The sequence below is a fragment of the Aeromicrobium sp. NPDC092404 genome (assembly GCF_040684095.1).
Lineage (GTDB): Bacteria > Actinomycetota > Actinomycetes > Propionibacteriales > Nocardioidaceae > Aeromicrobium.
The window spans coordinates 2,023,342-2,046,829 of sequence record NZ_JBFBFI010000001.1; the positions used below are offsets into that span (position 1 = coordinate 2,023,342).

Here is a 23,488-nt window from a genome sequence, read left to right on the forward strand (position 1 = left end):
GAGCGCACCTGCTCGACGGGATCCTGGTCAGCCGTTCGTCGGGCTGCCCTCGGCAGCCGACGTGTGCGGGGTCTTGGGCCGGAAGCGGGCCATCCCGAGTGCCGCGATCACGACGACGGCCGTGAGGATGAGCCAGCTGAGCCCGTACGGCCGGTTGAGCACCGTGTCGTTGTCAGGCTTGCCGCCCTGACCCGACAGCACGTTGGCGACCGTCACCGTCAGGGTCGCCCAGACGAGGAACGCGATGGCCGCCACGGCGTAGGTCCGTCCCGGCAGCACCCGGGCCGCGACAACGCCGAGCAGCACCGTCACCGGGGCGATGACGGCGTCGTGGAGGATCACGCCGCCGACGAGCCAGGTGCCCATCGAGATCAGCTGATCCGAGGTGAAGTCCCGCATGAGCCAGACTCCCCAGAGTCCGAAGCCCACCCCGACGAGCACCAGCAGCAGCCGCACCGCCCTCATGTCCGCACCTCGAGCTCTCGGACCCATTTCGTCTGCAGGACTCCGGGTCGGTTGGGCGCGATGATGCGGCACGGGTAGCCGTGGTCGAGGCTGAGCGGTTCGCCGTTGAGCTCGAGGGCCAGCAACGTTCGCGGGTCGTCCACGAAGTTGCCCGGCAGCTCCGACGTGCGGAACGCACCGCGGGTCTGCATCGACCGCACGGTGACCGTCGACCCGGACGGGGCACCGACGAGCGCGACGAGGTCCTGGACCGAGACACCCGTCCACACCGCATTGCGGCTCCACCCCTCGACACACGCGATCGGCAGCCTGTGCGTACGTTGAGGCAGCTTGGCGAGCTCGTCGCGGGTGACCGACACGATGCGGCCGCCGGCCTTGAGTTTGAGGGTGAATGCCGGGTCGCTGGCAGCCCGGGTGGCACCGGCTGCGCGCGCCGTCCGGTTGACCGGCAGGCCCTGGGGCCCGTCACCGTCGCGGACTCCGAAGACCGAGATCCGGCGCAACAGCGGCACGGTCTGCCCGACCGTCAGCACCAGGGCAACACCCGACGCAACCGTCACGCCGCGCAGCACAGCGCGGCGGCTCGGCCCCTCGGCGTCGACCGTCGCCTCGTCCTCGACCGAGGCGCCCAGACCCTCGCGGATGACCGGGAGCTTGACCGCGATGTGCACGAGGAGCGCCCCGATCGCGACCCAGGCGACGGCCTCGTGCGTCCGCCGGAAGCTGAACTCCCACGGATACCACTGGACGACGTTGAGCAGCCCGCTCGTGAGCATGAAGATCGCCGCCGCGACCAGCACGCCGATCGAGGCACGTTCGAGGACGTCGACGAGCCGGTCGCGGCGCGCTCGGGGTGGGCGGATGAAGAACCGCGGGTAGACCGACCACAGCTTGACCAGCAGCAGCGGGACGGAGGCGATGCCGGTCGCCACGTGGGTCCCCTGCGTGACGCGATAGAGCCAGGCCGGATCGGGCCCGATCGGCAGCCAGCCGGGGGTCGTGTACTGGGCGTGGCTCCACAGGCCGGTCAGGAAGCAGATGCCGAACGCGATGCCCAGCGCGCTGCCCACGCGGGCCGTCGTCGCCGGGCCCCGTGACCTGGCAGTGAAGTCCTCGGGCCGCGGCAGGCGCTTCTCGATGTCCTCGACCCGAGGGAGCCTCATGAACGTTCCATACGTGCAGTGTGCCTGCCACCGACGGCGTGGGTCGCGACGACGCGCAGACCGGCCCGCCGGGCGACGTCATCGATCGCGTCGAGGCCGACCACGGCCCACTCGAAATGGGCCGACAACCGACCGCCGACCCTCAGCCGGCGATGCTCTCGGACCAATCCGGTGCCCGAGGGAGCCACCTCGGCGATCACGGTGCCTGCAGGGCTGAGCACCTCGCGCAGCCGCCGGAGCAGGCGCACGGGATCACCGCCGATGCCGAGATTGCCGTCCGCCAGCAGGGCGTACGACCAACGGCCCTCACCGGGAATGTCGCTGAAGACGTCGCGACGCAGTGCCAGTGCACCGCGACCGCGAGTCTGGCGGATCGCCTCGCTCGACACGTCGATGCCCATCGCGGGAACGTGTCGCGCGGCGAGCTCGGCGACCAGGCGGCCCGGACCGCAGCCGATGTCGATCGTCGCGTCATCGCACGGGTCGATGAACAGCTCGCGGTCGACCCAGTCGGGAGCCGACGACCACTGGGCGACCTCGAACGGCTGCGTGCGGCCGACGTGGTCGACCACGTGAGCCGGCTTGCCGGCGAACGCCTCGTCGTACGCCGAGACGGCGTCGAAGCTGAGGCTCATGTTGTCGCCCTGAGCTGCCGAACGGCCGTGGCGACGCGGGACAGCGGTATGTCGTCGGCGATGTCGACGGCGTCGGGCCACGTGTCCATGTCGCGCGTCGTTCTGAGCCGCACGAGCTCACCCAAGGCCAGCTCGGTCTGGTCCGCGGTGTCGTCGACCGACATGCTGACGTCCGCGAGCACAGCAGCCTCGGCCGGGTCGGGGAGGCCCAGGAGCCACCAGCCGCCGTCAGCCGCCGGGCCCATGACCCGCGATCCGCGGCGGACCTCCGCGCCGGCGTCGAGGTAGTCCCGCACGCTCAGCTGCGGCGTGTCCATGCCGACCTGCACGACACCGTGCCCGTCGTCGGCGTCGGCGTGCGCGTGCGCCAAGCGCTCCCCGAGGCCGCTGCCGCGCTGGCGGATCACCCGTACGCCCGAGAGCGCGCGGGTGATCTCGTCGGCGCGGACGGCCGAGTCGAGATCACCGGTCAAGGCGACGACCACGGGCCAGCGCAGCGCAGCGACTGTCTCCAGGGTGTCGAGGAGAGCCGCTGCGGCCAGCTCGGCCGCTGCCTCGTCGCCGACCGTGGCGGCGACGCGCGTCTTGACAAGTCCGGGCTCAGGGGCCTTGGCGACCACGAGGACAGTCGGGGCGCTCATCGCAGCACCTTGGCGAAGTCCTGCACGACGCGTGCCGTGCCTCGCACCGAGCCGGAGACCTTCGACCTGGTCCCGGCGGCCCGGCGGTCGTAGTCGACCTCGATCTCCTGCACGGTCCAGCCGGCGTCGGCGGCGCGCAGCATGAGCTCGAGCGGGTAGCCGAAACGGCGGTCCTCGACGCCGAGCCCCAACAGGTCGGCTCGTCGGCAGACGCGCATGGGCGCGAGGTCGTGGATCGGGAACGCGGAGCGGCGGCGGATCCAGGTGGCCAGCATCTGCGTCCCGAGACGCGCATGCCAAGGCCACACGCCGCGGCCGGTGGGGCGCCGCCGGCCGACGACCATCGTCGCGGCACCTGAGCGTACGAGGTCCAGCATGGGTTCGAGGTCGGCCAGGCGCATCGAGGCGTCGCCGTCCATCACGGCGACGAACTCAGCCTCAGCCGCGAGCATCCCCGCGTGCACGGCAGCGCCGTATCCGGGTCGCGTCTCGGTGATGACGTCGGCGCCGAGCGAGCGCGCCACGTCCGCGGTCCCGTCGGTCGAGCCGTTGTCGACGACGATGACCCGCCACTGCGGCGGAACGTCACGGAGCACGATCGGCAGGGCGGCGGCCTCGTCCCGGCAGGGGATCACCACCTCGCACACGCTCATACCCATGGTTCGACGCTAGGCGCGATCGTGCTTGGTCGCCATCGTTGCGAAAGGTTCCGACCGGACATCCGCGGTGGGCGCACCTAGGCTGACGACGTGCCTCCCGTCCTGCCGTCCACGCGCGCGGCAGTCGCGTCCGCGACCGTCGGGCTGCTCCTGGTGGCGGCCGCGATGGCCGTCCCGCGCTGGACCGACGAGGACGTCCGCGTGCACTGGCCGCCGTTGCACGCTGACTGGGATCCGCGGTTCGGCCTGCTGAGCCTGCCCGCGATCCTGGTCGGACTGACCCTGTGGCTCGCCCTGCCTCGAGTCGCGGGACACGCGTCATGGCGAGCCCTGCTGGCCTACACCTTCGCCGGCACCTGGGTCTGGACCATGGCGCTGGCCATGACCGAGGGGACTGACGGGCTCGCCCGGGTCTTCGAGCGCCCCGGTGAGTACGTCTACGACGCCCAACGGGTCGACTCGATCGGCCTGACGTTGCGGACGTTCGTCGACCGCATCCCGATGGACGCGCCGGACAACTGGCACACCCACGTGGCCGGACACCCGCCCGGCGCTCTCCTGTTCTTCGTCCTGCTCGACCGGCTCGGCGTCACCGATCCGTTCTGGATCGGCGTCATCGTCCTCACGATCGGGAGCACCGCGGCCGTCGCCGTGCTGGTCACCCTCAAGACGCTCGGCTCCGAACGCCTCGCGCGCCAGGCGACGCCGTGGCTCGTGCTCGCCCCGACGGCCGTGTGGATGGGCGTCAACGGCGACGCCCTCTTCGCCGCCGTCGCCGCGTGGGGGATCGCGGCGCTGGCGCTCGCCGCCGTGCACCGGCGGCCTGCCGTCGCCGTCGCGGCCGGCCTGCTGCTCGGGACGTGCGTCTACCTCTCGTACGGACTGGTGCTGCTCGGCATCCTCGCCGTCGCCGTCCTTGTCATCGCCGGCACGTGGCGACCGCTGCCGTGGGCGTTGGCGGGCTCGGCGGCCGTGGCCGCGATCTTCACGGTCGCCGGGTTCGTGTGGTGGGAGGCCTACCCGGTCCTGCGCGACCGCTACTACGACGGGATCGCCTCGGAACGGGCCTACTCCTACTGGGTCTGGGCCGACGTGGCCGCGTGGACGTTCACGGTGGGGCTGGTCGTGTGGGCCGCCTTCCCGCGGGCGATCCGGGCCTTCCGCGCCGGCGACGTCATGGCCAGGCTTGCCGGCGCGGCTCTCCTGACGATCTTGGTCGCGACCTTGTCCGGCATGAGCAAGGCCGAGGTCGAGCGGATCTGGCTGCCATTCACGATCTGGGTCGTCGCGATCCCCGCGCTGCTCCCCGAGCGCTGGCATCGCCCGGCCCTGTTGTCGCAGGTCGTCCTGGCCTTGCTCGTCCAGCACCTGGTGCTGACGAGGTGGTGAACAGATCAGCTCAGCGCGGGCGCAGGGGGTCGGTCGCCAGCTGGGCGAGCCCGACCTCGGGGGCGATCTCAGCGGTGAACCCGAGTCCCTCGGACGCCGCCTTCGGCGAGGCCACCACGTGACGTACGTCGAACCGGCGATAGTCGCCGGTCACCTCTGGCGGCGTGCCTCCTGCGGCCGCTGAAAGCGTCGCCGCCATCTCGCCGATGGTGAACGGGTGGCCCGACGCGACGTTGTAAGGCGTCAGACCGGCCGGGTGCATTGCGACCTGCTCGATCGCGAGCACGTTGACGCGCGCGACGTCGCTGACGTGCACGAAGTCACGAACCTGCAGGCCGTCCTCGAACACCTTCGGAGCCTCCCCGCGCGCGATCGCCGAGCGAAAGATCGCCGCCACGCCGGCGTACGGCGTGTCCGCGGGCATGCCCGGACCGTAGACGTTGTGATAGCGCAACGCGATCGCCCGGGCGTCGTCGAGCGTGCACCACGCACCGGCGTAGTGCTCCTGCGCGACCTTGGACGCGGCATAGCTGGTGCGCGGCAGGAAGGGGGTGTCCTCGCTGATGGCCCGCCACGCGATCTCGCCGGCGCAGACCGGGCAGCGCGGATCGTACCGGCCGGAGGCGAGGTCCTCGACCCCGCGCGTCGCCGGCGGCACGTCACCGTCAGCCGGACAGGTGTAGCGACCGTCCCCGTAGACGACCATCGACGACGCGAGCACCAGGTCCCGTACGCCCGCCCGCGACATCGCCGCGAGCAACCTCGCGGTGCCGGCGTCGTTGTGCTCGGCATAGTCCGGGAGGTCCTGGGCGTCCACGCCGTTGCCGACCATCGCGGCCTGGTGGCACACCGCGTCGATCCCCTCGAGCACCTCGTCGAGTGGGTCGTGGCGTAGGTCGAGGCGACGGATGGTGGAGTCGTGCGCCCCGCCGGACCCGTGCGCCTGCGGCAGGTAGGCGTCGAGCGCCACCACCTCGTGCCCCCGCTCCACGGCCCGGCTCCTGATGTGCCCGCCGATGAACCCGGCCGCGCCGGTGAGCAGGATCCTCATGGGAGCTCGATCGGGAGGTCCATGCCGTCCACGGCGTGGGAGCAGCCGCAGTCCCGCTCCGTCCCGAGGCCGGCGACGACCTCGGTGAGCGCCGCCTTGAGGGTCTCGGTGTGGGTGGCGAACACCGCGAACACGTCCTCCATCGTGACCGCGCTCGCCTCGTCGACGCCGGCGTCGTGATCGGTGACGAGCGCGACGGTGGCGTAGCAGAGCGCCATCTCCCGAGCCAGCACCGCCTCGGGGTGACCGGTCATGTTGATGACCGCCCAGCCCTGCTCGGCGTACCACCTCGACTCCGCACGGGTCGAGAACCGCGGCCCCTCGATCACGACCATCGCACCACCGTCCACCGGATCGTGATCGGCGAGACCGCCGAGCAGATGCGTGCGCAACCTCGGGCAGTACGGGTCGGCGAACGACACGTGGCAGGCGCCGGAGTCGAAATAGGTCTGGTGCCGTCCGACCGTACGGTCGACGAGCTGGTCCGGGACCACGAACGTGCCGGGCCCGTGCTCGACCTGGAGCCCCCCGACGGCGCACGGTGCGAGGACCTGCCGGACGCCGAGGCTGCGCAGCGCCCACATGTTGGCGAGGTACGGCACGCGGTGGGCCGGGAACTCGTGGTGCGGCCCGTGGCGTGGGAGGAACGCGACCGGCCGACCCTCGACCGTACCGATCGAGATCGGGGCGGACGGCTTGCCGTACGGGGTGTCGACCTCGACCGGTCGTGGGTCGTCGAGGAACGTGTAGAACCCGGATCCGCCGATGACGGCGATGTCCGGGCGCTCGGTCTGGGTCATGCCGTCGAGCATGTCATCCCGCAGGTCAGGACGGGTGACGAGTCGAGAACGGCCACCCCGTGGCGACGCCTGCAGACAGAAGGTTCGGGACTGGACCAATCATCGGCACCCCACCGCGACGAACCACGGGTGTCAGCAGATGACCCCACGAACATACATACATACACACAAGGATGTGGATCACATGAGCACCATCAGCACTCGCAAGAAGAAGATCGCCGGCCTCGCCATCGTCGCCGTCGCTGCCCTGCCGCTCGCGGCTTGCGGATCGACCAGCTCGGACTCCTCGTCGTCGGACTCCAAGACGTCGATCGCCAAGCCCGTCGCCCGCCTCAACGACCTCAGCACGGGTGGCACGACCGGCATCCTGCTCGACAAGGGCTTCACCGACGCCCTGACGTCGCTCAAGCTCACGCCCGGCGTCGTCGACGGTGCGAAGCTCGAGGACGGCTCGCTGATCTTCCCGATCACGGGCGGCAACGTCACCTACTTCAAGCCCGGAACCGCCAAGCCGTACGTCATCGGCCAGGTCCAGCACGAGGGTTCGGGCCTGTCCCTGACCGCGGGCGACACCAAGGTCGAGCTGACCAACTTCAACGTCGACCCCGGCATCTCGCGGGTCTACGGCGACGTCACGGTCAACGGCAAGGTGGCCGCCACGAGCGCGTTCCTGTTCCAGCTCCGCGGCGCGACCCTGAAGCCGCTGCAGACCGAGGGCGACGCGGCCATCCTCGAGGGCACCAAGGTCTTCATCAGCCCGGTCGCCGCCGGCCTGCTGAACGACACGTTCAAGACCGACGCCGTCACCGAGGAGCTCCTGGTGGGCATCGCGAAGATCACCGTCAACACCAAGTAGTCGACGGGCACGACTCTCCCTTGGGGTGAGAGCGCAGTGGGCGCGGTTCCTCCGGGGACGCGCCCATTGGGCTGTCCGGGGCCGCCGGGGTGTGTCCGGACGTCACGTGGCCGGGCAGTGAGGACCCCGGGCCCAGGTCTGGCCTCGAGGACGGTGGCACGTGGTCATGCTCTTGAGTCACGGGGACGAAGCCGGCGGGCCGTCGGTGCAGGGCGACGGCCCGCCGAGACAAGGTCAGGCGACCTGCTGGTCGCCCGCGAAGGCTGCCACACGAACCCAGCCGGTGACGGCTTCGTCGGAGGTCGCACTCGCCTCGTGGAGCATCGGGACCAGGGGGAGGGGGCCACAGGGCCAAGATCGGGAGCGCTCGCGGACGAGCTCGCTCAAGCGACGGCCTCGATCCGGGCCGGCGTCTCGAACTCCAACGCAGGATCTTCGATCGGGTCTTCGAGCAACACCTTCGAGTCCTTCTTGTAGTCCATCAAGACCTTCCACGGAAGCGTTCTGCCCTGGCGTGGCAAGGTGTCCTTGGCGCGCTGGACGTAGCCGGACTGCAACAGGTCGAGGATCCCCTCGTCGAGCGCCGCACCGTCACGGTCGCGCGGTGTGGCCACGGCGTGCCCGTTGGCGTCCATGTGCTGGAGCAGGCGCGCCAAGAACTTGCCGGCTATGTCGGACTTCAGCGTCCACGGCGCGTTGGTGTAGCCGAAGATCCACGCCATGTTCGGCAGGTTCTCGACCAGCACGCCCTTGTAGGTCATCTGGTCGCGCAGGTTGTGGACCACCCCGTCCACGGAGAGCTCCAGGCCGCCGACCATCTGCACGTTCAGGCCGGTGGCCGTGACGACGACGTCCGCCTCCAGCTCCTGACCGGACCCCAGCAGGATGCCCTTCGGGGTGAACGTCTCGATGTGATCGGTCACGACCGACGCGTCACCCGCGGCGAGGGATCTGAACAGGTCGCCATCGGGTACGGCGCACAGACGCTCGTCCCATGGCATGTACTTCGGGGAGAAGTGCGCCATGTCGACATGCGGGCCGATCTGGCGGCGGACCTGCCACAGCAGGAACTTCCGCGTCGCCCGCGGCCACCGACGACAGGAGTCGAAGATCGCTCGCTGCAGCCAGACATTGCGTGAACGGGCGAGCTTGTACACGCGCTCCTCGGACAGGAACCGGGCGAGAAGCTTCGAGATCTTGTCCAGCGACGGCAGCGAGAAGACGTACGACGGGGAGCGCTGCAGCATCGTCACGTGCTCCGCGGAGCCGGCCATGGTCGGGACCATGGTCACGGCGGTGGCGCCGCTGCCGATGATGACGACCTTCTTGCCGCTGTAGTCGAGATCCTCAGGCCAGTGCTGCGGGTGGACGTAGTCACCCTGGAAGCTCTCGACGCCCGGAAAGTCGGGCAGGAAGCCGGCGTCATAGTCGTAGTAGCCCGTGCAGCTGATCATGAACGCGCAGGTGAAGGTTCGCGTCGTACCGGTTGCCTCGTGCAGCGCGGTGACGGTCCAGTGGCTGTCGCTGCTCGACCAGTCGGCGCCGACGATCTTGAGGCCGTACTGGATCTTCTCGTCGACGCCGTACTCGGCCGCCGTGTCCGCGATGTAGCTGCGGATGGACGCGCCGTCGGCGAGGACCTTGTAGCCCGTCCACGGGCGGAACTCATAGCCGAAGGTGAACATGTCGGAGTCCGAGCGGACGCCTGGATAGCGGAACAGGTCCCAGGTGCCCCCGATTCGCTCACGACGCTCCAACGCAGCGATGGTTCTGTCGGGGTGCTGGGCCGCGATCTGGCAGGCGGTGCCAACACCGGAGAGGCCGGCACCGATGATCAGTACGTCGAAGTGTGTGTCCATGAAACGAGCGTGACCCGGCACACAGTCGGTAGTCTTGGCCCTGACCGACACGTTTTTGGCCTAGCCCGACAAGGCGGCGACAGCACATGAGCAGCTTGATACGCGCGACCAACCTGTGGGGCTACACCGACCTGGTGCGCAACCTCGGCGGCGACCCAGCCATCCTCCTGGCCTGTTTCGACCTGCCGGGCGACATCGAGCAAGATGCCGATGCCTTCGTCTCCTTCCGTTCTGCAGCGCACCTGGTGGAGACGACCGCCGAGGAGCTGGGCTGCCGTGACTTCGCGCTGCGGCTCTCGCGCTGGCAAGGGCTGGACGTCCTGGGCCCCATAGCGGTGATCGCACGCAACGAGCGCACCGTCCGCGACGGCCTCCTCGCAGTGGCGCGCTACCTGCACATTCACTCCCCTGCCCTGAAGCTGGAGGTCGAGCCTTCCGGCTCGGGCGAAGACCTCAACTTCACCTACGAGATCATCGAACCTGGCCTGGCGCGGCTGCGCCAGTGCTACGAGCTGAGCATGGCGAACTTCGCCCGCATCGTGAGACTTCTGGCCGGCCCGGACACCCACCTCGGTCGGGTCTCCTTGATGCACGACCAGATCGGCCCGTCGGAGTCCTACGCTGACGTCCTGGGCTGCCCCATCCGTTTCGGCGAGCCGCGGTACGCGTTCCAGGTGCCCGCAGACCTGGCCGCCAAGCCGATAGACAGCGCTGACGAGACCACACGGCGAATCGCCACCAAGTATCTGGAGAGCGAGCTCCGCCCGGTCGAATCGGCACTGTCGGAGAACGTGGCGGCGCTGGCCAGGGCCCTGCTCCCGATCGGCCACTGCACCACCGAGGCGATCGCCGAGCAGCTCGCGATGCATCCGCGGACTCTCCAACGCAGGCTGGCCGACGAAGGCGTCCGGTGCCAGGACATCATCGACGTCGAGCGGCAGCGGCAGGCCGTGCGCTATCTGTCCGAGCCACGGCTCTACCTTGGCCAGGTCTCCAGGATGCTCGGCTTTGCCGAGCAGAGCAGCCTGAATCGCGCCTGCCTGCGATGGTTCGGCAAGACCCCGCGCCAGTACCGCGCCGACCTCACGCGTACGTGACGCCAAGCGTCTCGCCGTTGTCGTGGCAGGCCAAAGATCTGTCGGTGGAGGCCAAGACGTGACCCGCCCCTCTCCCTCAGGCTCATTCCATGAGCACACAGCATCCCTACCGGGAGATGACGTTCGTCAGCCATGGTGTCCGCTGCGGGACGTGGCACCTGGCGGCCACCTCGGAGGCCGGCACCGACGCACCCCGCGCGTGCGTCGTGATGGCCCACGGCTTCGGTGGCACCCGTGACACCGGCCTCCTCACGTACGCCGAGGGATTCGCCGAGGCCGGACTGGACGTCCTCATCTTCGACTACCGAGGCTTCGGCACTTCGGAGGGTACTCCGCGCCAGAGAGTCTCCTTCCGACGGCAGCGTGATGACTACACCGCCGCCATTGCCGCCGCGCGCGGGCTTCCTGGCGTCGATCCGGAGCGGATCGTGCTCTGGGGCACCTCCTACTCGGGCGGTCACGTCGTCCCCGTCGCCGTGGCCGACGGTCGCATCGCCGCGATCGTGTCACTGACTCCGGCCATGGACGGGGTTGCGGCGCTCGTGGCGATCGGGCGTGCACATCCGGGAAAGCTGTTCGCGCTGGTCGGCAACGGGCTGCGTGACGCCTTGCGCGTCCTGCTCCGTCGCCGGCCCCACCATGTGCCGATCGTCGGCGCTCCCGGATCGACGGCGATGATCACCGCGCCAGGCGCGCTCGAGGGCTACCAAGCCCTCGCCGGGCCGACCTGGCGCAACGAGGTCCCGCGAGGGCTGCACTGGAGGTTGCGTTCAACCGACCGACTCGGAAGGCAGCAAGCCTGCGCACCCCCATGCTCGTCCAGGTCGGGGAGAACGACTCGGTCGCACCTCCCGCGGCCGCGTGGGACGCCGCGGCCAAGGCAGACCACTTCACCGAGGTGCGCAACTACCCGGTCGACCACTTCGATGTCTACGACGGCTCCTGGCAGGAACAGGTCTTTGCCGACCAGCTCGAGTTCCTCGCCAGGCATCTGAACCCGGGGCCTCGCCCCCGTCACGCATCTCTCCACAGAAAGCTGGCCAGCTCATGAGCACGTACTCCGTCAAGAACAAGGTCGCCCTGGTCACCGGAGCTGCACGCGGCATCGGTCTCGCCACAGCCAGGCATCTCCACGACCGCGGCGCGAGCGTCGTGCTGGTCGACCTCGACCACGAGGCCACTGTGCTCGCTGCCAAGCAGCTGGGCGAGCGCGCCATCGGGATCGGCGCCGACGTCACGGACCGCGCCGCGATGCAGCGCGTCGTCGGACAGGCCGTCGACGCGTTCGGACGACTCGACATCGTGATGGCCAATGCCGGTATAGCACCTGATCTCGCCACCGTTCGCACGATGGACCCCGCCCTCTTCGAGAGGGTCATCGACGTCAACCAGCTCGGTGTCTACCGCACCGTGCACGCGGCGCTGCCGCAGATCATCGAGAACCAAGGGCAGGTCGTGGTTGTCGCGTCGGTCTACGCCTTCGTCAACGGCGTGCTGCTGGCGCCGTACGCGATGACCAAGGCAGCGGTCGAGCAGTTCGGCCGGGCCCTGCGGGGAGAGCTGGCCCAGCACGGCGCCACCGCGAGCGTCGCCTACTTCGGGTTCATCGACACCGTGATGGTGCAGGAGGGATTCGCAAGCTCTCTCGCCCAGCGGTTCGAGGGCACGTTCCCTGGCTTCTTGCGTCAGAGGCTCACCCCGGCCCAGGCCGGCAAGGCCGTCGCCGACGGCATCGAGCAACGCGCACCGCGGATCATCGCGCCGAAGCGGTGGACCGTCTACTCAGTCCTTCGCGGCCTGCTGAACCCCCTGCTGGACCGTCGTACTGAGAACAACGGGACGATCCAGGGCATCGTCCGCGACGCCGACATCGCACCAGGAGCCACCGTCCCGAGAACGTGACCTGTCATCGCACCGATCAGGCAGCGCCGTCATCCTCACTGACTGGAGCTCCGGACATGCAAGAGCCCCTCACCTGCGCCTTCGCAGATGAGGGGCTGCTGTCGTGCTGTGGCAGGTGCAGGGTTCGAACCTGCGTAGGCTGAGCCGTCTGATTTACAGTCAGATCCCTTTGGCCACTCGGGCAACCTGCCGGGGTGTTGCCGGGGCAACGACAAGCAAGACTATCGCAGCCGATTAGGGTGAGAGAAATCAGACCCCGTGGCGCAACACCAGGAGCACTCATGGCCGACTCGTCCTTCGACATCGTCAACAAGATCGACCGTCAAGAGGTCGACAACGCGCTCAACCAGGCGGCCAAGGAGATCTCGCAGCGCTACGACTTCAAGAACACCGGCGCCTCGATCGACTGGAGCGGCGAGTTCGGCATCGAGATCAAGGCCAACGCCGAGGAGCGGGCGCTCGCGGTGCTTGACGTGTTCAAGGACAAGCTGATCAAGCGCAACATCTCCCTGAAGACCCTCGAGGAGGGTGAGCCCCGGCAGTCGGGCAAGGAGGTACGCCTGACGTCGACGATCACCGAGGGCATCAGCCAGGAGCAGGCCAAGAAGGTCTCCAAGCTGATCCGCGACGAGGGCCCCAAGGGCGTCAAGGTCCAGATCCAGGGCGACGAGCTCCGCGTCAGCAGCAAGAAGCGGGACGACCTCCAGGAGGTCATCGCGCTGGTCAAGGGCGCCGACCTCGACTTCGCGGTGCAGTTCGTCAACTACCGCTGACCATCCCCGTCACCGGGCCGCGCGCCCGGGGTCAGGGGAGGTTCGAGAGCAGCAGGTCGGGCCAGGCGCTGAGGGCGACGAGGCCGGCCGTGCCGATCAGCACGGCCGCCTTCGAGATGCGGATCGACACGGGCGGTGACGGGCTCCGGTACGGATCGTCGATCGCCGGCCGGTCGACGAGCGCCGCGATGAACCGCAGGTAGTACGCCAGGCCGAGCATCACGTTGACCGCCATGACGACCGCGAGCCAGACGTGGTCGGCCTCGACGACAGGCCGGATGACGACGTACTTCGTCACCAGGCCGATGACCGCGGGCGGGAAGCCGGCGAGCGTCAGCATCGCCATGACGAGCGGCACCCCGGTCGGCGGGTCCGTGCGGGCCAGGCCCCTGAGCTCGCTGTATTCGGTGCTGCCGCGCAGGCGAAGCACGACGGCGAGCGCGGCGAAGGCCACGAGGTTGGCCAGCACGTAGACCGCGAGGTACTGCACCGGTGCATCGGGACCGGACCGGGTGACGACGGCCACCGGCGCGATCAGGAACCCCGCCTGGGCGACCGAGGACCACGCCAGCATCGCGACCGCGTTGGTCTGCCGCAGCGCGCCGAGGTTGCCGACGGTCATCGTCACCGCGGCGACGAGCAGCAACAGCGGCGACCAGGTGTCGTACGCCGTGGGCAGCGCGACCAGCAGGAGCGTCAAGACCGCACCGAGCGAGGCGGCCTTGGACACCGACGACAAGAAGCCGGCGACCATGACCGGCGCGCCGAGATAGGTGTCCGGGATCCACACGTGGAACGGCACGGCGCCCAGCTTGAACAGCAGGCCCACGATCGTCAGCACGACCGCGACGGCGACGACACCGTCGGGCAGCTCGGTGTCGCCGAGGCCGGCGGCGAGGCCCGCGTAGTCGAGCGTCCCGGCGGCGCCGTAGAGCAGCGAGATGCCCATCAAGGTGATCGCCGTCGAGACGACGGACGCGAGGAAGAACGTCCACGCCGAACGGATCGCGCGGCTGTCGCCCTGACGGAGCCCGACCAGCGCGATCGACGGCAGCGACAGCAGCTCGAGGGCGATCACGAGGGTCACCAGGTCACGGGCGGCCACCATCATCGCGGCGCCCGCAGCGGCGCTGAGCAGCAGGAAGTGGTACTCCCCCGGCGGCATCGCGTTCTCGAAGTTCATGACGTTCGAGGCCACCACGACGACCAGCGTGCCGGCCAGGACGATCAACGTCAGCGCGAACGTGAAGGGCACGATCTCGTCGTGCAGGCGGAAGAGCTCGAACCCCGCCCACACGAGTGCGGCGCTGGCCGGCAGCCCGGATCCCAGCCACGTACGGCGCGGATAGAACGCATCCACGAGCAGCGCGACCAGCGCCCCGACCGCGACGATGACGGAGGGGCCGACGACGGACCAGTCCACGGGGATGTTCATCGCTCCACCGGCCCGTAGGTGCCGTCGTAGGTCGTCCCCGACTGACCGTTGAGCGTGGCCGGCACGTCGTACAGCCCGACGATCAGGCCGGGCGCGAGCCCGAGCACGACGATCGCCAGCGCCAGCGCGCCGCCGACGACCGCCTCCCGCACCGCGAGGTCGCGATCGCCCTCGTGGCTCACCGGCTCGCCCTGGGCGAGCAGGCGGATCGCCCGGAGGAAGTACGCCGTGGTGAGGGCGACCCCCAGCACCGCGAGGCCGAGCGCGGTCCACGCGTAGGGCTGGTCGAGCACGCCGACCTCGTACGCTGCGCGCAGCGACAACAGCTCGCCCCAGAACCCGGCGAGACCCGGCAGTCCGAGGCTCGCGACAGCGGCGAACACGAACGCGACGGCGAGCCACGGCGTACGCGCATAGAGCCCGCGGCCGATCGCTCGCATCGACGCCGTGCCGAAGCGATCCTTCAGCGATCCGGACAGGAAGAACAGCAGGCCCGTGACGAGCCCGTGTGCGATCGAGCCGAAGACCGCAGCGGCCAGACCGATGTCGGTCATCGTGGAGATCGCGAGCGCCACGAAACCCATGTGCCCGATGCTCGAGTAGGCGATCATCCGCTTGAGGTCGTCCTGGGCGTAGCAGGCCAGCGCCGACCAGACGATGCCGACGACGCCGGCACCCGCGACGTACGGTGCGACGTCGACGAACTCGCGAGGGAGCATCAGCGCACCGAGCATGATCAGCCCGTAGGTGCCGAGCTTGAGGAACACCGCGGCGAGCAGCACCGAGCCGACGGTCGGCGCCTTGCTGTGCGCGTCGGGCAGCCAGGTGTGCAGGGGCACCAGCGGCGTCTTGACCGCGAAGCCGAGCACGATCAGGACCGCGGCGACCAGCGAGGCGCTCTCGGTCTGGAAGATGCTCAGCGAACCCGTGCGGCTCGCGACGAGCACGATGCCCACCAGCAGCAGGGCCGAGCCGGTGACCGTGAACAGGAGGAACCGGGTAGCCGCGACGCGACGGCCGACCGGGTCATGCGGGTCGCCCCACCACGCGATCACGAACCACATCGGGATGAGTGCGAGCTCGAAGAACACGAAGAACAGGAGCAGGTCGAGCGAGGCGAACACGCCGAGCGCCGAGGCACTGATGATCAGGACGAGCCCGACGAGGGCCGGGGCGGTGTCCTCGGCGATGAGCCAGACGCAGCACAGCAGAGCGATGAAGGCGGTCATCAGCAGGAACGGCCACGACACGACCGTGACGCCGACGTGGAGTCGAGCGCCGAGGGGCTCGATCCAGGACTCGTCGATCTCGCCGCCGATCTCGTCACGGCCGTCCCACACCAGGGCGAAGAGGACGAGCGACGCGGCCATCGCGGCTGCACCGAGCGATGCGGCCGTGCGCCCGGAGACGCGCTTGCGCAGGAACAGCAGGGCGAGCCCGACGATGAACGGGACGAGGAGTGCCGCGGCGATCACGTCCAGATCACCGCCGCTGCCGTGATGACGACGACGCCGGCCGCGATCACGGTCGCATAGCGCTGGACGTTGCCGGTCTGCACCAGCGCCAGCACCCGCGACGCCAGCTCGGCGACGCGGACGGAGCCGTGTGAGTACGCATCGATGCCGTCTCGATCGACGTCGACGACCGCTCGCGCCGAGGACCGCGTGGTCGAGGGGATCCATGAGGCGTACGGCCGGTCGAGCCCGAGCTCGGAGGTCAGCCACGGTGCGTCGAGGTCGAGCGAGTGCCCGCGCCGCCAGACCATCAGCACGGCACCGACGCCCGCGGCCGCGACGAGGGTCGAGAGCACCCCCATGCCGAGGTGGAACGGCTGGCCGATCGACAGGGCGAACGACGCAACCGCCAGGGCCAGGAGCGGCCCCGTCATCGCGCGGTGCTCGGACCTCGAGCCTGTCGAGAGGCCGGCGCGGTCGGTCGTCGCCGGCGCGAGGAACGCAAGCAGCCAGAGCCGGGTGGCGTAGGCCGCGGTGACGAACGAGGTCAGCAGCGCGACGCCGAGGAGCATCACAGCGATGCCCTCGGGCAACGGTCCCTCGTGACGACCGTGATCGAGGGCGTGCAGCACCGAGTCCTTGGTGAAGAAGCCGACCGTCGGGACGACTCCCGCGAGGGCGGCGAAACCGATCGACATGGTCCAGAAGGTCACGGGCATGCGCAGGCGCAGGCCGCCCATCGCCGACAGGGCGCTCGAGCCGACGGCATGCATGAGGCACCCGCACCCGAGGAACAGCAGCGCCTTGAACGCGCCGTGCGACAACAGGTGGTCGGTGCCGGCGTCGGCATCGCCGGTCGAGAGCGCCGCGAACATGAACGCGAGCTGGCTGACGGTCGACCAGGCCAGCGCCCGCTTGAGGTCGGTCTGCGCCAGCGCGAACAGCGCGCCCAGCAGCATCGTGACCGCGGCGATGATCGCGAGCAGCGTCATGACGAGCTCGGACGCCTCGAAGATCGGCATGAGCCGGGCGACGAGGTAGACCCCGGCGGCCACCATCGTGGCCGCGTGGATGAGGGCCGTGATCGGCGTCGGACCGGGCATCGCGTCGGGCAGCCAGGTGTGGAGCGGGAACTGCGCGGACTTGCCGACGACGGCGACCAGCAGCAACAGGCCGATCGCGGTGGCGTTGTCAGGCTCCTGCGTGATGACCTCGCTGATCCGATAGGTCCCGTACGTCTGCCCGATCACCAGGATTCCGACGAGCAGGCCCAGGTCGGCGACGCGGGTCATGAGGAACGCCTTGGCGGCGCCGGACCGCGCGGCGGCGGTCTGCCACTCGTGCCCGATCAGCAGGTAGGAGCACAGCCCCATGACCTCCCACCCGATGAGCAGGACGAAGAGGTCGTCGGCCGCGACGACCGCGATCATGCCGAAGAGGAACAAGATGATGACCAACGCGTACGACCGGTAGCGCGCGTGGTGGCCGAGGTAGGCCGTCGAGTAGATCTGCACCAGCAGCCCGACCCCGACGGCGAGCAGCAGCACCTGCGCGGCGAGCGCGTCGACGTGCGTCGCGAGCGAGACCCCCAGCAGCGAGCTGCCCTCGACCCACACCCTCGTGGAGGCGTCGCCCTCGAGGTGCGGGACGGCCCACACAGCGACCGCCACGGAGAGCGCGGCGGTCAGGACGACGTACGACCAGGTGCGCCTCATGAGCTCGCACCGACCTCGTCGACGTCGACCGTGCGGACGGCGCGGAACAGGGCGAGGACGATCGCCAGTCCGAGGCCGATCTCGGCCGCCGCGATCGTGATCGTGAACAGCGTGAGCACCTGGCCGGTGTGCAGCTGGTCGGCGAACCAGGCGTCGAAGGCGACCAGGTTGAGGTTGACGGCGTTGAGCATGAGCTCGACGCCGAGCAGCATCATGACGGCGTTGCGGCGGGCGAGCACCCCGTACAGCCCGATGCCGAACAGGGCTGCCGACAGCACCAGCGGATAGAGCAGGGGCATCAGCGCTCGGTTCCCGACCGGGAGATGACGATGGCGCCGATGAGGGCGGCGAGCAGCACACCGCTGAGGATCTCGAACGGCAGGACCCAGTCGTTGAACAGCACCTCGCCGAGGGAGCCGGCCGTGCCGACCCGGTTGCCCTCGATGGGCTCGCCGCGGAAGCCGGCCACGACAGTGGCACCGAGGCCGGCCGCGGCGACCAGGCCCAGAACTGCCGCGGTCCATCGGTTGCCGGTGACCTCCGCCGAGACCGTCGTCTGCTGCCGCGTCAGCATGAGCGCGAAGATCACGAGCACGACGACCGATCCGACGTAGACCAGGACCTGGACCCACGCGACGAACTCGGCAGTCATGAGCACGAAGCACCCGGCGACCGCGCCCAACGTCACGACGAGCCACAGCGCGGAGTGCACGAGCTGCGTCGTCGTCATCGCGAGCAGCGCCGAGCCGACGGCGATCACGGCGAAAAGCAGGAAGACGATCTCGGTCGCTGTCACCCGGCGTCCTCCTGCGCCTTCTTCGCCTCGTACGCGGCAAGCTCCTTGGACGGCTCGGCGCCGGCATCGAGCGCCTGCGGCGCCGGCACGGTCCACATCCATTCGCGCAGCCGGTTCATGTCGTGCGTCAGGTCGAGGATGTCGCCCTCGGCGTACGCGAACTCCGGCGACCAGTGCAGCGCGTCGAAGGGACAGACCTCGATGCAGATGCTGCAGTACATGCAGAGCGAGTAGTCGATGTCGAACGTGTCGAGGACGTTCTGGCTGCGGTCGCGTCCGCCCTCGGTCGTCGCGGGGATCGTCTCCTTGTGCGAGTCGATCGTGATGCACCACGACGGGCACTCACGCGCGCACAGCATGCAAGAGGTGCAGTTCTCCTCCTGCAGCGCGATGACGCCACGGCTGCGCGGCGGCAGGTCGGGCTCGACGTCGGGATAGTGCGCCGTGACGGAGCGCCGCGTGAGGTTGCGCCACGTCACCGCCAAGCCCTGCAGCAGGCCCTTGCCGTACGTGCTCATGCCACCACCAAGACCGTCGTGAGGGTGACCTGGGCCAGGGCCACGGGGACGAGAACCTTCCAGGCCAACGCGTTGACCTGGTCCTCGCGCAGGCGCGGATAGGCCACGCGCGCCCAGATCACCAGGAAGGCCACCCCCATGACTTTGACCAGCGTCCACAGCCAGCCGACGTGGTCCGAGAACGGCCCGGCCCACCCGCCGAGGAACAGCACCGTCGTCAGTGCCGACAGCACGAGGATGCCGGCGTACTCGGCGAGCAGGAACATCGCGAAGCGCATGCCGCCGTACTCCGTCAGCGGGCCCATCACGAGCTCGGCGTCGGCGAGCGGGGCGTCGAACGGCGGACGCTGCAGCTCGGCCAGCCCCGCGACGAAGAACACGACGAGGCCCGGCAGCTGGGTGAGCAGCCACCACGGCTCCCACTGCTGCACGATGCCGACGAGCGAGAGCGTCCCGGCAGCCATCGCGACGCTGGCTGCCGCGAGCACCATCGGCAGCTCGTACGACATCAGCTGGGCCGCGACGCGCATGCCGCCGATGTAGGAGTACTTGTTTCCGCTGCCCAGGCCGCCCATCAGCGTGCCCAGCACACCCACGCTCATCGCGGCGAGCACGAAGAACAGGCCGAGGTCGAGGTCCTGTCCGATCAGGTTGCCCTGCCCGAAGAACGGCCCGAGCGGGATCGCGAGCAGTGCGACGAGGTAGGGCACCAGCGCCACCGCAGGGGCGAGCTCGAAGACCTTGCGATCGGCCGCGGCCGGCGTGATGCTCTCCTTCTGGATGAACTTCACGCCGTCGGCGACGAGCTGGGCCCACCCGTGGAAGCCACCGGCCTCCATCGGCCCGACCCGGCTCTGCATGTGCGCCATCGCCTTGTGCTCCATCTGGCCGATGACCAGCGGCAGCACCATGAACGCCGCGACGACCACGAGGCAACGCAGCATCGCGTCGACGACCTCAGGCATCGCGACCACCGGCCTGCGGCCCCCACTCCTCGGGCTCCGGCACGCCGGGAGGCTTGATGCGTCGCCGGCTGGGCGAGTGCGTCGACTCCGCGTCGCTCTCGCCGGGCTCCTTGGCGCCGGGCCACGGCTTCGCGACCCGCGACGCCAGCACGAACTCCTTGCGCAGCGGATGTCCCTCGAAGCCATCGGGCAGCAGGAGCGGTTCCAGGGCGACGCCGAAGTCGATCCCGAACATCTCGTGGGTCTCCCGCTCGTGCCACGCGGCGCCGCCGTAGACGTCCGCGATCGACGCGACAGCGGGCGCGTCACGATCGAGGTACGTCACGAGCAGCAGGTGGTCCAGGGGACGTACGCGCGCGACGTGCAGCACGAGCCGGAAGCCCTCGGGGTGCTCGTCGACGGCCGAGAGCCAGTCGAAGTAGGTGTAGCCGTCCCGCTTCAGCTGCGCGACGGCGTCATGCCACTCGGCGGCCTCGACGACGCGGTGGCGCGGGCCGAAGCCGTTGTCCTCAAGACTCACGATCCCCCGGTTCCTGCGCCTGCGGCGGGGTGATCCGCGGGCTCAGCAAGGAGGTGGCCGGACGCTGGTAGCGGTCCGCGAGGTTCTCGCCGCCGATCTTGTCCTGCAGCGTGACGATGCCGTTGAGCAGCGCCTCGGGCCGCGGTGGGCACCCCGGGACGTACACGTCGACGGGGATGATCTGGTCGACGCCCTTGGTGACGCAGTAGGAGTCCCAGTAGGGGCCGCCGGAGTTGGCGCACGAGCCGAAGCTGATGACGTACTTGGGCTCGGGCATCTGGTCGTACAGCCGCTTGATGGCCGGCGCCATCTTGTCGGTGACGGTGCCCGAGACCACCATGAGGTCGGCCTGACGGGGGCCGGGGGCGAACGGGATGACGCCGAGGCGGATGAAGTCGTGCCGCGACATCGACGTCGCGATGAACTCGATCGCGCAGCAGGCCAGACCGAAGTTGAAGACCCACAAGGAGTACTTGCGGCCCCAGTTGAGCAGGTAGCGCGCCGGCTTGGGCGCGTGCGCAGAGACCGGACCGAGGGTCGGCATCGGCAGGTTCACACCGCCTACGACGTCCACGACAGCACCCCCTTGCGCCACGCGTACACGAGCCCGACGACGAGGATGCTGATGAAGATGCCCATCTCGACCGCAGCCGCGCGGCCGATGTCCTCGAGCACCACGGCCCACGGGAACAGGAACACCGCGTCGACCGCGAAGATCACGTAGAGGAACGCATAGACGTAGTAGCGGACCGTCGACTGCGCCCAGCCGGCCCCGACCGGGTCGACCCCCGACTCGTACGTCAGCAGCTTCTCGCTCGCGGCGACGCTCGGTCGCATGAGGCGGTTGAGCCCGAGCATCCCGCCGGCCAGCACGATGCCGACCACGATGATCACGCCGACCGCGGCATAGTCGTCGAGGTAGGCGCGCATGGGGACACTCTAGGGAAGATCGTGCCGTCGTGGTGGCGCACGACACCGCGACCACACCCCGAGGCGACCGGCATACTGTGCTCGATCCGCACACGCGGCGGTCTGGACGAAGCGAGGGCACGTGGTCGAGGTGAGCAGGGCGGGGTCGATGCCGCCGGTCGAGGCGTGGCTGCGCGACTTCGCCGCGGCCGTACGCGCACGGGACTACGGACGAGCGCGGGCGATGTTCCACCCCGACGCCGAGGGGTTCGGCACGGTGGCCGAGCGATGGTCCGGGCTCGACCAGCTGCATGCGGAGCAGTGGCACGGGGTGTGGGAGCGCACGACCGGCTTCGCGTTCGACCTCGAGGGCACGACGGTGTTCGCCGACGGCGATGTCGTGGTCGCGATCAGCGACTGGTCGTCCGAGGGAGTGCTGGGTGACGTGGTCGGGCCACGCCGTGGCCGCGCGACGATCGTCCTGGCCGGCGATCCCGAGCTCCGCGCGGTGCACACCCACTTCTCGATGGTGCCGGGGACTCAGGCGTGATCCGGTTCTATGCCGCGCGCAGGTTCCTGTGGGGCATGGAACGGTTCATCGACGGGTGGGCGCCGCACCTGGCCGAGGTCATCGACCCCGTGGCGTACGACGACGTGCGGGTCGGCGACCCCCTCCCGCCGGGCGTTCACGTCTTCGCCGACTTCGAGCGTCTGCTCCGCTCCGAGCTGGCTCTCGTCCGGCGACTGCACGACCGACTCGCGGCGCAGCCGGGCAGCTACGTCACGCTCAACGACCCGGCGGCGTGGACCGGTCGACTCGGGCTGCTGCAGGACCTCGCCGCGATGGGGATCAACGACTTCCGGGCGTACCGACTGCGTGATCGCGGCGCCGAGGTTCGCTTCCCGGCGTTCCTGCGGTGGGCCAACGAGCACAGCGGCAGTCTCGGTGCCGTCGTCCACTCCGAGGCCGAGCTCAGGCAGCGGATCCGGGAGCGGGTCAGTCGCCGCCGCCGGCTGTTCAACCGCGACCTCCTGGTCGTCGAGCATGCGGACACCGTCGGCGAGGACGGCATGTTCCGCAAGTACTCGGCCATGAAGATCGGCGAGCGCCTGGTCCCCCGGCACGTCCTGGTCAGCCGCCGGTGGATGGTCAAGAAGCCCATGGTCGTGACCCCCGCCATCGCCGAGGAGGAGCGCGAGTTCGTCGAGACGTTCCCGCACGAGGCCGCGCTGCGCGAGGTCTACGCGGTCTCGGGCATCGACTACGGGCGGATCGACTACGGCTTCAGCCGCGGTCGGCTGCAGGTGTGGGAGATCAACACGAACCCGGTCATCGTCCCGACGCCGGACCAGATCGACCCCGTACGCCTCCCCGCCCAGGAGCGCTCCGCCGCAGCGATCGTCTCGGCGTTCGAGGAGCTGGCTGCGCAGGCCCCCACGGCACCCGGGGCACGTTCGCTCGGGCTTGCGGAGCGGGTTGCGTGGGCGGCGCAGGTGCGCGTCACGCGGCGTTACGACCGTCGCCGGCGCTAGATGGCGGTCGACTGTTCGCCGTCTCAGTATTCGAACAGGTGTTCGACATTGTCTCGGATCTCCGATAGGATGGTGCGTGTTGAGGGTGAAGTCTTCGCAGCAATCCCTTGACCTGACTGGATCCGACTGAGACCGGCCCGTGGTGCATCGAGCTTGGGTGTGCCGCACTTCGAGAGTGGCCAAGCGTGCGACCGTTTCGTTCTCGAGGTCTGTCGTGTCCGTTGCCCCGGTTTCTTCGCTCCGGCACCCGTTGGTGGGTGCTGTCGAGCAGATCGAGGCTGCGTTGGACCGCATGACCATCGACGGGTGGTCGGGTCTGGAACCTGTCGCCCTGCGGGCGGCGGCTGAACGGC

25 protein-coding genes, 1 tRNA gene and 2 pseudogenes are annotated in these 23,488 nt (G+C 69.5%); 9 read left to right on the forward strand and 19 right to left on the reverse strand.

What is annotated here, in order from left to right; translation table 11 throughout:
- Window positions 1-27: 27 nt before the first annotated feature.
- The 5 genes from AB0N22_RS10260 to AB0N22_RS10280 are packed head-to-tail and all read right to left on the reverse strand — an operon-like array spanning window position 28 to window position 3,563.
- The gene (locus AB0N22_RS10260; protein WP_364639068.1) at window positions 28-465 is read right to left on the reverse strand and encodes a hypothetical protein; all 438 of its coding nucleotides are present in this window, start codon (window positions 463-465) and stop codon (window positions 28-30) included.
- Window positions 462-1,628, reverse strand: coding sequence for a molybdopterin-dependent oxidoreductase (locus AB0N22_RS10265; RefSeq protein ID WP_364639071.1), 1,167 nt, complete (start codon window positions 1,626-1,628; stop codon window positions 462-464). Before AB0N22_RS10265 ends, AB0N22_RS10260 begins: the two co-directional genes overlap by 4 nt.
- A complete protein-coding gene (locus AB0N22_RS10270) occupies window positions 1,625-2,263 on the reverse strand; it encodes a class I SAM-dependent methyltransferase (RefSeq protein ID WP_364639074.1) in 639 nt (212 codons plus the stop codon). Before AB0N22_RS10270 ends, AB0N22_RS10265 begins: the two co-directional genes overlap by 4 nt.
- Complete coding sequence (locus tag AB0N22_RS10275; RefSeq protein ID WP_364639077.1) at window positions 2,260-2,904, reverse strand: DUF2064 domain-containing protein; 645 nt, start codon at window positions 2,902-2,904, stop codon at window positions 2,260-2,262. The genes AB0N22_RS10270 and AB0N22_RS10275 overlap by 4 nt, the downstream gene beginning before the upstream one ends.
- Window positions 2,901-3,563, reverse strand: a complete 663-nt coding sequence (locus tag AB0N22_RS10280) for a glycosyltransferase family 2 protein (protein ID WP_364639080.1) — start codon at window positions 3,561-3,563, stop codon at window positions 2,901-2,903. Before AB0N22_RS10280 ends, AB0N22_RS10275 begins: the two co-directional genes overlap by 4 nt.
- A gap of 90 nt (window positions 3,564-3,653) precedes the next feature.
- Here AB0N22_RS10280 and AB0N22_RS10285 point away from each other — a divergent pair, with 90 nt between their 5' ends.
- Window positions 3,654-4,952, forward strand: a complete 1,299-nt coding sequence (locus AB0N22_RS10285) for a hypothetical protein (RefSeq protein WP_364639083.1) — start codon at window positions 3,654-3,656, stop codon at window positions 4,950-4,952.
- Window positions 4,953-4,962: 10 nt separating this feature from the next.
- On the opposite strand, the gene AB0N22_RS10290 is transcribed toward AB0N22_RS10285, so the two are convergent.
- A complete protein-coding gene (locus AB0N22_RS10290; RefSeq protein WP_364639086.1) occupies window positions 4,963-6,003 on the reverse strand; it encodes an NAD-dependent epimerase/dehydratase family protein in 1,041 nt (346 codons plus the stop codon).
- Complete coding sequence (locus AB0N22_RS10295) at window positions 6,000-6,803, reverse strand: S-methyl-5'-thioadenosine phosphorylase (RefSeq protein ID WP_364639089.1); 804 nt, start codon at window positions 6,801-6,803, stop codon at window positions 6,000-6,002. The genes AB0N22_RS10290 and AB0N22_RS10295 overlap by 4 nt, the downstream gene beginning before the upstream one ends.
- A 184-nt stretch (window positions 6,804-6,987) precedes the next feature.
- On the opposite strand from AB0N22_RS10295, the gene AB0N22_RS10300 reads away from it, so the two are divergent.
- A complete protein-coding gene (locus AB0N22_RS10300) occupies window positions 6,988-7,659 on the forward strand; it encodes a hypothetical protein (protein WP_364639092.1) in 672 nt (223 codons plus the stop codon).
- Between the two features lie 383 nt (window positions 7,660-8,042).
- Here the strand turns inward: AB0N22_RS10300 and AB0N22_RS10305 are convergent, their stop codons facing one another.
- A complete protein-coding gene (locus AB0N22_RS10305; protein WP_364639094.1) occupies window positions 8,043-9,518 on the reverse strand; it encodes an NAD(P)/FAD-dependent oxidoreductase in 1,476 nt (491 codons plus the stop codon).
- 86 nt (window positions 9,519-9,604) lie between these two features.
- On the opposite strand from AB0N22_RS10305, the gene AB0N22_RS10310 reads away from it, so the two are divergent.
- From AB0N22_RS10310 to AB0N22_RS10325, 4 genes and pseudogenes are all read left to right on the forward strand, one after another.
- Window positions 9,605-10,615 (forward strand): AraC family transcriptional regulator, encoded by a 1,011-nt coding sequence (locus AB0N22_RS10310; protein ID WP_364639097.1) that lies wholly within the window; start codon window positions 9,605-9,607, stop codon window positions 10,613-10,615.
- 209 nt (window positions 10,616-10,824) lie between these two features.
- Window positions 10,825-11,100 (forward strand): annotated as a pseudogene (locus AB0N22_RS10315) (alpha/beta fold hydrolase); the annotation flags it as partial.
- Window positions 11,101-11,426: 326 nt separating this feature from the next.
- Entirely contained in the window at window positions 11,427-11,666 is a 240-nt protein-coding gene (locus AB0N22_RS10320; protein ID WP_364639284.1) for a hypothetical protein, read from the forward strand.
- A complete protein-coding gene (locus tag AB0N22_RS10325) occupies window positions 11,663-12,517 on the forward strand; it encodes a short-chain dehydrogenase/reductase (protein WP_364639100.1) in 855 nt (284 codons plus the stop codon). Before AB0N22_RS10320 ends, AB0N22_RS10325 begins: the two co-directional genes overlap by 4 nt.
- 109 nt (window positions 12,518-12,626) lie before the next feature.
- On the opposite strand, the gene AB0N22_RS10330 is transcribed toward AB0N22_RS10325, so the two are convergent.
- Window positions 12,627-12,708: transfer RNA gene (locus AB0N22_RS10330), tRNA-Tyr, on the reverse strand.
- Between the two features lie 90 nt (window positions 12,709-12,798).
- Here AB0N22_RS10330 and AB0N22_RS10335 point away from each other — a divergent pair.
- Complete coding sequence (locus AB0N22_RS10335; RefSeq protein ID WP_364639103.1) at window positions 12,799-13,290, forward strand: YajQ family cyclic di-GMP-binding protein; 492 nt, start codon at window positions 12,799-12,801, stop codon at window positions 13,288-13,290.
- Between the two features lie 31 nt (window positions 13,291-13,321).
- Here the strand turns inward: AB0N22_RS10335 and AB0N22_RS10340 are convergent, their stop codons facing one another.
- The 10 genes and pseudogenes from AB0N22_RS10340 to AB0N22_RS10385 all read right to left on the reverse strand — a co-directional run bounded on the left by AB0N22_RS10340 (window position 13,322) and on the right by AB0N22_RS10385 (window position 21,623).
- Window positions 13,322-14,725 carry an NADH-quinone oxidoreductase subunit N gene (locus AB0N22_RS10340; protein ID WP_364639106.1) on the reverse strand — a complete coding sequence of 468 codons (1,404 nt, stop codon included), beginning with the start codon at window positions 14,723-14,725 and terminating at the stop codon, window positions 13,322-13,324.
- Complete coding sequence (locus tag AB0N22_RS10345; protein WP_364639109.1) at window positions 14,722-16,200, reverse strand: NADH-quinone oxidoreductase subunit M; 1,479 nt, start codon at window positions 16,198-16,200, stop codon at window positions 14,722-14,724. The genes AB0N22_RS10340 and AB0N22_RS10345 overlap by 4 nt, the downstream gene beginning before the upstream one ends.
- Entirely contained in the window at window positions 16,197-17,894 is a 1,698-nt protein-coding gene (locus AB0N22_RS10350) for a proton-conducting transporter membrane subunit (RefSeq protein WP_364639112.1), read from the reverse strand. Before AB0N22_RS10350 ends, AB0N22_RS10345 begins: the two co-directional genes overlap by 4 nt.
- Entirely contained in the window at window positions 17,891-18,193 is a 303-nt protein-coding gene (nuoK, locus tag AB0N22_RS10355; RefSeq protein WP_364639115.1) for an NADH-quinone oxidoreductase subunit NuoK, read from the reverse strand. The genes AB0N22_RS10350 and nuoK overlap by 4 nt, the downstream gene beginning before the upstream one ends.
- A complete protein-coding gene (locus AB0N22_RS10360; protein ID WP_364639118.1) occupies window positions 18,193-18,690 on the reverse strand; it encodes an NADH-quinone oxidoreductase subunit J in 498 nt (165 codons plus the stop codon). Before AB0N22_RS10360 ends, nuoK begins: the two co-directional genes overlap by 1 nt.
- A gap of 161 nt (window positions 18,691-18,851) precedes the next feature.
- A pseudogene (locus AB0N22_RS10365) lies at window positions 18,852-19,082 on the reverse strand (4Fe-4S binding protein); the annotation flags it as partial.
- A gap of 122 nt (window positions 19,083-19,204) precedes the next feature.
- Window positions 19,205-20,173 carry a complex I subunit 1 family protein gene (locus tag AB0N22_RS10370; protein WP_364639121.1) on the reverse strand — a complete coding sequence of 323 codons (969 nt, stop codon included), beginning with the start codon at window positions 20,171-20,173 and terminating at the stop codon, window positions 19,205-19,207.
- Window positions 20,166-20,693: an NADH-quinone oxidoreductase subunit C gene (locus AB0N22_RS10375; protein WP_364639124.1), complete on the reverse strand. Its 528-nt coding sequence runs from the start codon at window positions 20,691-20,693 to the stop codon at window positions 20,166-20,168. The genes AB0N22_RS10370 and AB0N22_RS10375 overlap by 8 nt, the downstream gene beginning before the upstream one ends.
- Window positions 20,683-21,237, reverse strand: coding sequence for an NADH-quinone oxidoreductase subunit B family protein (locus tag AB0N22_RS10380; RefSeq protein ID WP_364639281.1), 555 nt, complete (start codon window positions 21,235-21,237; stop codon window positions 20,683-20,685). Before AB0N22_RS10380 ends, AB0N22_RS10375 begins: the two co-directional genes overlap by 11 nt.
- 17 nt (window positions 21,238-21,254) lie before the next feature.
- On the reverse strand, window positions 21,255-21,623 hold the full coding sequence (locus AB0N22_RS10385) for an NADH-quinone oxidoreductase subunit A (RefSeq protein ID WP_364639127.1): 369 nt from the start codon (window positions 21,621-21,623) through the stop codon (window positions 21,255-21,257).
- Window positions 21,624-21,753: 130 nt separating this feature from the next.
- Between AB0N22_RS10385 and AB0N22_RS10390 the strand changes: the two genes are divergently transcribed.
- On the forward strand, window positions 21,754-22,152 hold the full coding sequence (locus AB0N22_RS10390) for a nuclear transport factor 2 family protein (protein ID WP_364639130.1): 399 nt from the start codon (window positions 21,754-21,756) through the stop codon (window positions 22,150-22,152).
- The gene (locus AB0N22_RS10395; RefSeq protein WP_364639133.1) at window positions 22,149-23,135 is read left to right on the forward strand and encodes a hypothetical protein; all 987 of its coding nucleotides are present in this window, start codon (window positions 22,149-22,151) and stop codon (window positions 23,133-23,135) included. The genes AB0N22_RS10390 and AB0N22_RS10395 overlap by 4 nt, the downstream gene beginning before the upstream one ends.
- The last annotated feature ends 353 nt before the right edge of the window (window positions 23,136-23,488 follow it).

Coding starts and splice junctions, on each gene's coding strand:
- AB0N22_RS10260 (WP_364639068.1), bottom strand. CDS start 465: ATGAGGGCGGTGCGGCTGCTGCTGGTGCTCGTCGGGGTGGGCTTCGGA.
- AB0N22_RS10265 (WP_364639071.1), bottom strand. CDS start 1,628: ATGAGGCTCCCTCGGGTCGAGGACATCGAGAAGCGCCTGCCGCGGCCC.
- AB0N22_RS10270 (WP_364639074.1), bottom strand. CDS start 2,263: ATGAGCCTCAGCTTCGACGCCGTCTCGGCGTACGACGAGGCGTTCGCC.
- AB0N22_RS10275 (WP_364639077.1), bottom strand. CDS start 2,904: ATGAGCGCCCCGACTGTCCTCGTGGTCGCCAAGGCCCCTGAGCCCGGA.
- AB0N22_RS10280 (WP_364639080.1), bottom strand. CDS start 3,563: ATGGGTATGAGCGTGTGCGAGGTGGTGATCCCCTGCCGGGACGAGGCC.
- AB0N22_RS10290 (WP_364639086.1), bottom strand. CDS start 6,003: ATGAGGATCCTGCTCACCGGCGCGGCCGGGTTCATCGGCGGGCACATC.
- AB0N22_RS10295 (WP_364639089.1), bottom strand. CDS start 6,803: ATGACCCAGACCGAGCGCCCGGACATCGCCGTCATCGGCGGATCCGGG.
- AB0N22_RS10300 (WP_364639092.1), top strand. CDS start 6,988: ATGAGCACCATCAGCACTCGCAAGAAGAAGATCGCCGGCCTCGCCATC.
- AB0N22_RS10305 (WP_364639094.1), bottom strand. CDS start 9,518: ATGGACACACACTTCGACGTACTGATCATCGGTGCCGGCCTCTCCGGT.
- AB0N22_RS10310 (WP_364639097.1), top strand. CDS start 9,605: ATGAGCAGCTTGATACGCGCGACCAACCTGTGGGGCTACACCGACCTG.
- AB0N22_RS10320 (WP_364639284.1), top strand. CDS start 11,427: ATGCTCGTCCAGGTCGGGGAGAACGACTCGGTCGCACCTCCCGCGGCC.
- AB0N22_RS10325 (WP_364639100.1), top strand. CDS start 11,663: ATGAGCACGTACTCCGTCAAGAACAAGGTCGCCCTGGTCACCGGAGCT.
- AB0N22_RS10335 (WP_364639103.1), top strand. CDS start 12,799: ATGGCCGACTCGTCCTTCGACATCGTCAACAAGATCGACCGTCAAGAG.
- AB0N22_RS10340 (WP_364639106.1), bottom strand. CDS start 14,725: ATGAACATCCCCGTGGACTGGTCCGTCGTCGGCCCCTCCGTCATCGTC.
- AB0N22_RS10350 (WP_364639112.1), bottom strand. CDS start 17,894: ATGAGGCGCACCTGGTCGTACGTCGTCCTGACCGCCGCGCTCTCCGTG.
- nuoK (WP_364639115.1), bottom strand. CDS start 18,193: ATGCCCCTGCTCTATCCGCTGGTGCTGTCGGCAGCCCTGTTCGGCATC.
- AB0N22_RS10370 (WP_364639121.1), bottom strand. CDS start 20,173: ATGCCTGAGGTCGTCGACGCGATGCTGCGTTGCCTCGTGGTCGTCGCG.
- AB0N22_RS10380 (WP_364639281.1), bottom strand. CDS start 21,237: ATGCCGACCCTCGGTCCGGTCTCTGCGCACGCGCCCAAGCCGGCGCGC.
- AB0N22_RS10385 (WP_364639127.1), bottom strand. CDS start 21,623: ATGCGCGCCTACCTCGACGACTATGCCGCGGTCGGCGTGATCATCGTG.